The organism is Methylobacterium sp. WL103 (assembly GCF_008039885.1).
GTDB classification, from domain to species: domain Bacteria; phylum Pseudomonadota; class Alphaproteobacteria; order Rhizobiales; family Beijerinckiaceae; genus Methylobacterium; species Methylobacterium cerastii.
Genome location: NZ_VRUX01000011.1, coordinates 21,622 through 27,621, shown reverse-complemented (window position 1 = coordinate 27,621; position 6,000 = coordinate 21,622). Strand labels below are relative to the sequence as shown.

Sequence of the window (6,000 nt, the reverse complement as noted above, 5' to 3'; positions counted from 1 at the left end):
TCGGGCTAGAAAAGCATCTCGTCACCGCAAAACATCCAGATCGGCGCACGGTCATCCCCTCGGTCAGCCGGCCTTCAGGAAGACGACGCGACCGAAATACAACGCCGAGCCTCCACCGAGCGCTTACGGCGCTGGCCACCCCGAGGTTCTCGAAGGTGGGAAAGCCGAAGCGCCGACCGAGGGCAAGGGGCAGCCGAAGTCCGCAGCGTCGAACGCGCCAGCTGGTGCGACGAGCGATGCCGCCACGAGCTCGGCGACGGTCGGCAAGGCAGAAAAGGAGGCCGCGGCTGCGGCGGGCGCCGGCAAGGAGCAGCACGGCCGCGGGCATCGCAAAGCGGAGTAGACGGTTCGGCCCCGCCGCGATCTGCTCACGCGGCGGGGGAACCCAAGATCTCACCGGCTAGGCCGATACGCAGTACATGGCCCGCATGCAGGATGGCGGCGGTTGGTTAGAAGCCCGTCACCGATACAGGTGGCACGCTGTGCCGGAACGGGTCGCTGAACGGCGTCAGACCGTCTCGGCGGCCTTCTTCCGGCCGCGGGCCTTCGGAGCCGCCTCGGGCGCTTCTGCAGCCTTGGGCTTCTTGCCGCGGGTCTTGGGAGCCTGGGAGACCGTCTCGTCGGCTGCAGCGGCATTTGGAGCCGCCTTGCGCATTTGGCCGAGGCCGAGAGAGCGTGCCAGCTCGGAGCGCTTGGCAGAGTAGCTGGCTGCGGTCGACGGGTAATCCGACGACAAGCCATAGCGTGCCCGATAGCTTTCCATCGTCAGGCCATTCTTGGTCAGGTGGCGCTTCAGCGTCTTGTACGGCTTCCCATCAATGAAAGAGATCAAAGCGTCTGGCGCGATCGACTTCTTTATCTGCGCAGCAGTCGCTTTCTCGGGGGCGGCAGGCTCGGCGACCGCTTCCTTACCGAGGCCGGTCAGAGCCGCATGCACGCTGGCGATCAACGACGGCAGTTCGGCCACCTGCACGTGATTGGCCGAGACAAAAGCCGCGACAAGGTCGGCAGCGAGTTCCACGAAGTCGGTTGATTGAGCTTCGGCTTGTTCGTCCACGGTATTCTCCTACACCTGCAAAGTCCTACCGCTCTACGCCTCCCGCTAAATCGTCAAGTGATAGGCTGCGGAAAAATACTGGCATCGCGCTGTATCCTCATAAAATCGTAAGAACTCCATGAAGCGCACTTCGCCGATGCGGCTCTGCGAGTGCTCTTCTTCCTGTCAAATCTTCTGGGCTGCGCCACCGTTGCCACGGGCCTCATCCTCTGGACGGTGGCACGGGCGCACAAAGCTCGCTATGCGCGTCCTCTGGGCTTGCGCAGTGTAGAAGCGCTTAACGTCGGCACAATCGTCGGGCTACCAGCGGCGATCGCTTGTTATTTCCTAGCCAACCGACTCCTTCCGACCGATCTCGCGGGTCGGGCGGGTTGGGAAGTCAGGTTCTTCTTCGCGGGATGGATCACGATCGCGCTCGCAGCCCTGCTGCGGCCGCAGGCCCGCCGTTGGTACGAGGCCCTAACCTGCACGACCGCCCTCTACCTCGCAGTGCCAACGGTCGACATCCTGTCACGTGGGCGGGCTACGATCACAGGTGACGCGGTGTTCCTTGGGTTCGACGCCACGATGCTCCGGACGGCCGCAATTTTTGCTTTTTCGGCATATCGCACGGCCGGCCATCTGATCCATTCAAGGCCGCCGATCGCCCAGCGGGCACCATCAACGTCATGAATGTCGCGGCTCCGCGCTGCATAGCTAATCCCAGTTTAAACGTCTGCTTACGGGGATCGAGCCTGAAATCTTGAACGGCCGAGTTGGGTCGACATCCGCCGGTCCGCTCTACGGCTAGGATGGGTGGATTTTTGCCGGTCCGCTTTCGGGCGTAAGGGTGGAAGAAGCGGACACCTGGCTGTGCTTTCGACGAAGACCCGGGGGCTCTCACAATGCGTTCTCGGCGCAGGCTGACCAAAGAACCCGGTGACCAGGGACAAGCGTCCCGTAGGACGCCTGTTTGTTGCTCAGCCAATCGTTGACCTCAGTTCGCCCGAGCAACCTCGACAAGGTTGTCCGAGAACGACGGAGCGTGGCCCATGTCGGTGAAGGCGCCCGACGAGATGCTGTTGACCGTACCCTCGTTGAGCTGACGCCAGTAGCCCAGCGTCGCCACCACGATGCCGGCCTTCACGTCCTCGGTGATGCGCGCTACGCCCTTGAAGGCGCCGCGGTCATTGGCGACCTGCACGCGGTCACCATCCCGGATGCCGCGGGCGTCGGCGTCGTGTTGGCTGATCATCACGAACTGCTCGCCTTGACCCTTCTGCTTGTCTTCCATGTTCGCGTAGCAGGAGTTCAGGAAGTAGTGGCTCTTCGGCGAGACGATGTTGAGCGGGAAGCGCTTGGCGAGTTCCGGGTCGTTGGCGTGGGATTCCCGCGGGCCCAGGTAGTCGGGTAGCGGATCAAGCGCCTCGCCGGGCTGGAAGCCCTCGTACATCTGCCGGAACGGTGGCGCGACGAAGTTCGTGGCACCCTCGACCATGAACATGCACTTGCCGGTCGACGTCGGGAAGTTGCCCTCGCGGTGGGGCGCCCGGTCGTCCGGCGTGCCGACCTTCAGGCGGGCGAAGCCGTGCTCGCGCATGTACTGGAGGTCGATGCCCTCGCAGGCCGGGGCGTTCCAATCGACGTAGTGCTCCAGGCACTCCGTGTCGGTCCACTTGAAGTTCTCTTCCTCGAAGCCGAGCCGGGCGGCGAGCAGGCGGAAGATCTCGTTGTTCGGGATCGCCTCGCCGGGCGCGTCGGCGCACTTGGTGTTGTAGGTGAGATAAAGGTGGCCCCAGGACAGGATCATGTCCTCCATCTCCGCGCCCATCGTGGCCGGGAGCAGGATGTCGGCGTAGGACGCCGTGTCGGAGATGAAGTGCTCGGCCGAGACCATGAACAGGTCCTCGCGCATCAGCCCTTCCACGATCTTGTCGGTCTCGGGCGCCTGCGTGACGGGGTTCGAGTTCCAGCACATCATCGACAGGATCGGCGGGTCGAGCTTCAGCTCGCCGGTAAGCGCGCGCCCGATCTGGAGGTTCGAGACGACGCGGGTGCCCTCCGGGATCAGGTCGGGCCGGCACATCACGTCGAACTTGTAGGGGTGCTCCCAGACGCCGAACTGGGTGACGCCGCCGCCGACGTGGCGCCAGGCGCCGGTCAGCGCCGGGATGGACGACACTGCCCTGATGGTCTGGCCGCCGCCGTAGTGCCGCTCCAGCGCCACTCCCATGCGGATGCCCACCGGCTGCTCGGTCGCCATCTCGCGGGCGAGCGTGCGGATGTCGTCGGCGGAAACGCCGGTGATCGCGGCGGCCCATTCCGGCGTGCGGGTGCTCGCCCGCTCCTTCAGCTCCTCGAAGCCGACCGTGTGGTTGTCGACGTAGTCCTGATCGACGAGCCCCTGTTCGATGATCGAGTTGATCAGCGCCATGGCGAGCGCGCCGTCGGTGCCGGGCTTCGGCGCGATGTGCCAGTCGGCGGCCTTCGCCGTGCGCGAGGCGTAGGTGTCGATGACGACGACCTTGGCGCCCTTCTTCTGGGCGTCCTTGACGATGGCCCAGTGGTGCAGGTTGGTGCTGACCGAGTTGCACGCCCAGATCACGATGTACTTGGAGTGGATGTAGCTGTCAGGGTCGAGCCCGGCCGTCGGGCCGACCGTTAGCAGCCACGCGGTGCAGGAGCCCTCGCCGCAGAAGGTCCGCTCCATGACCGTGGCGCCCATGCGGTTGAAGAAGGCGTCGCCGCCGTTCAGCCCGTGCACGAGGCCCTGGTTGCCGAGGTAGCTGTAGGGCGCGATGGCCTGCGGGCCGTGACTGTCGATGATCGCCTTCCAGCGGGTGACGATGGTGTCCAGCGCCTCGTCCCAGGTGATGCGCTCGAACTGTTTGGAGCCCTTCGGCCCGACCCGCTTCATCGGGTAGAGCAGGCGGTCAGGGTGGTAGTGGCGCTTCTCGTAGTCCTTCAGCTTCACGCAGAGGCCGCCCCGGGTCATCGGGTGATCCGGGTTGCCGCGCACGCCGAGCAGCTCCCCGTCCTTGACCTCGAAGATCATCGAGCAGGTGTCGGGGCAATCGTGCGGACACCCGCCGAAGAAGGTCTCGGTCAGGCTCTCGGCCTGGGCGACGAGCAGGGAGTCCGGCTTGACGATCTCGTTCATGTTTCCTCCACGGCCGAGCGTCTCGCCTTATTTTTCTGGCGGGCCGGCCCGGTGCGTCATCAGAATGCACTCTAGTGCTAACAATTCCAAATTTTGGTCCGGTGGAAGGGCCAAAAGAATGCCTCGTCATGGTACCAACCGTTTTGTCGCGGGTTTCCGGGAGTTCCTGAAACCGAGCACGACGCCGCTTGGATGGGGTACGCCGCGTCGAAGGGCCGACGCCCAGCAGGAGGGAACGTGTGGAACTGACGCTCACACTGGACGCCCGGTCCGATAAACCTCTTCAGGCGCAGGTGTTCGACCAGGTTCGGGAGATCATCCTCGATGGGCAGATCAAGGCCGGCATGGCTCTGCCTCCGAGCCGCCTGCTGGCCGAGCGGCTTCGAGTGTCCCGCAACACCGTGATGCTGGCCTACGAACGCCTTGCCGCTGAGGGTTACGTCAGGGCCCGCGGCACGGCCGGATTGTTCGTCGAGCCGATCCCCCCTGACAGCCTTTTGTTGATACAACAGGGCAGTCGGTCGCTCACGAACGGCCCGGTGCTGGACGCGTCGAGCGAGCCGCTGCTTTGCTTCGCCGGCTCGCCGGGCGGTGGCGGCGACCGGCCCGAACTCGACTTCTGGGTCGGGCGGTCCGATCCGGCCGGGTTCCCGCTGGCCATCTGGCGCCGGATCGTGATGCGGCTCCTGGCGCGGGAGACGACATACCTAACCGATTACTGCGATCCGGCCGGCCTCCCGGAGTTGCGCACGGCGATCAGCACGCACCTACGTCGGGCCAGAGCGGTGGCGGTGACCGAGGATCAGGTCATCGTGACCACGGGCGGGCAGGATGCCCTCAACCTCGTGTTCAACCTGCTTAAGGGACATACCCGGCAGCTCTGCATCGAGAACCCCTGCTACCTCGGAGCCTCGCTGATCTTCAGGAACGCCGACATGGAGATCCATCCGGTGCCGGTCGACGGCGAGGGTCTGCGAACCGACCTCCTGCCGCCGGCCAAGGGCAGCCTGCTCTACGTCACGCCCTCGCACCAGTTCCCCACCGGGGCCACCATGCCGCTGGCGCGGCGCCTGGCCCTGCTGCGATGGGCGGAGGAGACCGACAGCTACATCGTCGAGGACGATTACGACAGCGACTTCCGGTACGACGGGCCGCCGCTGACGGCCCTGGCCGGTCTAGACGGAGGCCGGCGCGTCTTCTACGTCGGGACGTTCTCGAAGTCCGTTGGCGCCGGCCTGCGCATCGGTTTCGCCACGGTTCCGCGCATGTTCTGGGACGAGGCGCGGATGCTGAAGGCACGTATGAGCAACGGTCAGGCCTGGCTGGAACAGGCCGCGCTCGCCGCCTTCATCGATGAGGGGCACTTCGACCGGCACCTGCGCCGCCTGAGGCAGGTCTACAAGGCGCGCCGTGACTCTCTGATTGGAGCACTGCGCAGGACGTTCGACGGGGCCGTCGTACTCGGCGGCGAGAGTGGCTTGCATCTGGTCTGGCGCCTCCCGTCCGGTTATCCGCCCGCACGGCAGATTCAGCACCTCGCACGCGAGCAGGGCATCGGGGTCTATGCCCTTTCAAGCGGAGCCGCCTATTATTTTGACCCCGGGGCACGAGATGACATGTTGGTCTTTGGATACTCATCGCTCAACGAAACGCAGATCGAGACAGCGGTCGGCCAGTTGCAGCGGATATTGCTTGGGCAAGCAGACCGCGACGAAGGCACGGGTTAGGTCTGCTTCAAAGCACCCGACGAGATGGCTTTTTGGGCGCAGTTGGGTCGATTTTTGTCTGTCCGTTCTTGGGCGAT

At 64.8% G+C, this 6,000-nt stretch carries 4 protein-coding genes; 2 read left to right on the top strand and 2 right to left on the bottom strand.

Features of this window, described 5'->3' with window-relative positions:
• Positions 1 to 508: 508 nt before the first annotated feature.
• Positions 509 to 1,057, bottom strand: coding sequence for a MucR family transcriptional regulator (locus FV222_RS01805; RefSeq protein WP_147812798.1), 549 nt, complete (start codon positions 1,055 to 1,057; stop codon positions 509 to 511).
• A 150-nt stretch (positions 1,058 to 1,207) separates the two neighbouring features.
• Between FV222_RS01805 and FV222_RS01800 the strand changes: the two genes are divergently transcribed.
• Positions 1,208 to 1,729 carry a hypothetical protein gene (locus tag FV222_RS01800; protein WP_187277171.1) on the top strand — a complete coding sequence of 174 codons (522 nt, stop codon included), beginning with the start codon at positions 1,208 to 1,210 and terminating at the stop codon, positions 1,727 to 1,729.
• 304 nt (positions 1,730 to 2,033) lie between these two features.
• Here FV222_RS01800 and FV222_RS01795 read toward each other — a convergent pair whose 3' ends face one another.
• On the bottom strand, positions 2,034 to 4,196 hold the full coding sequence (locus FV222_RS01795; protein WP_056093225.1) for a molybdopterin oxidoreductase family protein: 2,163 nt from the start codon (positions 4,194 to 4,196) through the stop codon (positions 2,034 to 2,036).
• Between the two features lie 239 nt (positions 4,197 to 4,435).
• Here FV222_RS01795 and FV222_RS01790 point away from each other — a divergent pair, with 239 nt between their 5' ends.
• On the top strand, positions 4,436 to 5,923 hold the full coding sequence (locus tag FV222_RS01790; protein ID WP_056093223.1) for a PLP-dependent aminotransferase family protein: 1,488 nt from the start codon (positions 4,436 to 4,438) through the stop codon (positions 5,921 to 5,923).
• Positions 5,924 to 6,000 lie beyond the last annotated feature (77 nt).

What these genes read in the sequence shown, in the direction of transcription:
- FV222_RS01795 (WP_056093225.1), bottom strand. Translation starts at nt 4,196, where the DNA reads ATGAACGAGATCGTCAAGCCGGACTCCCTGCTCGTCGCCCAGGCCGAG.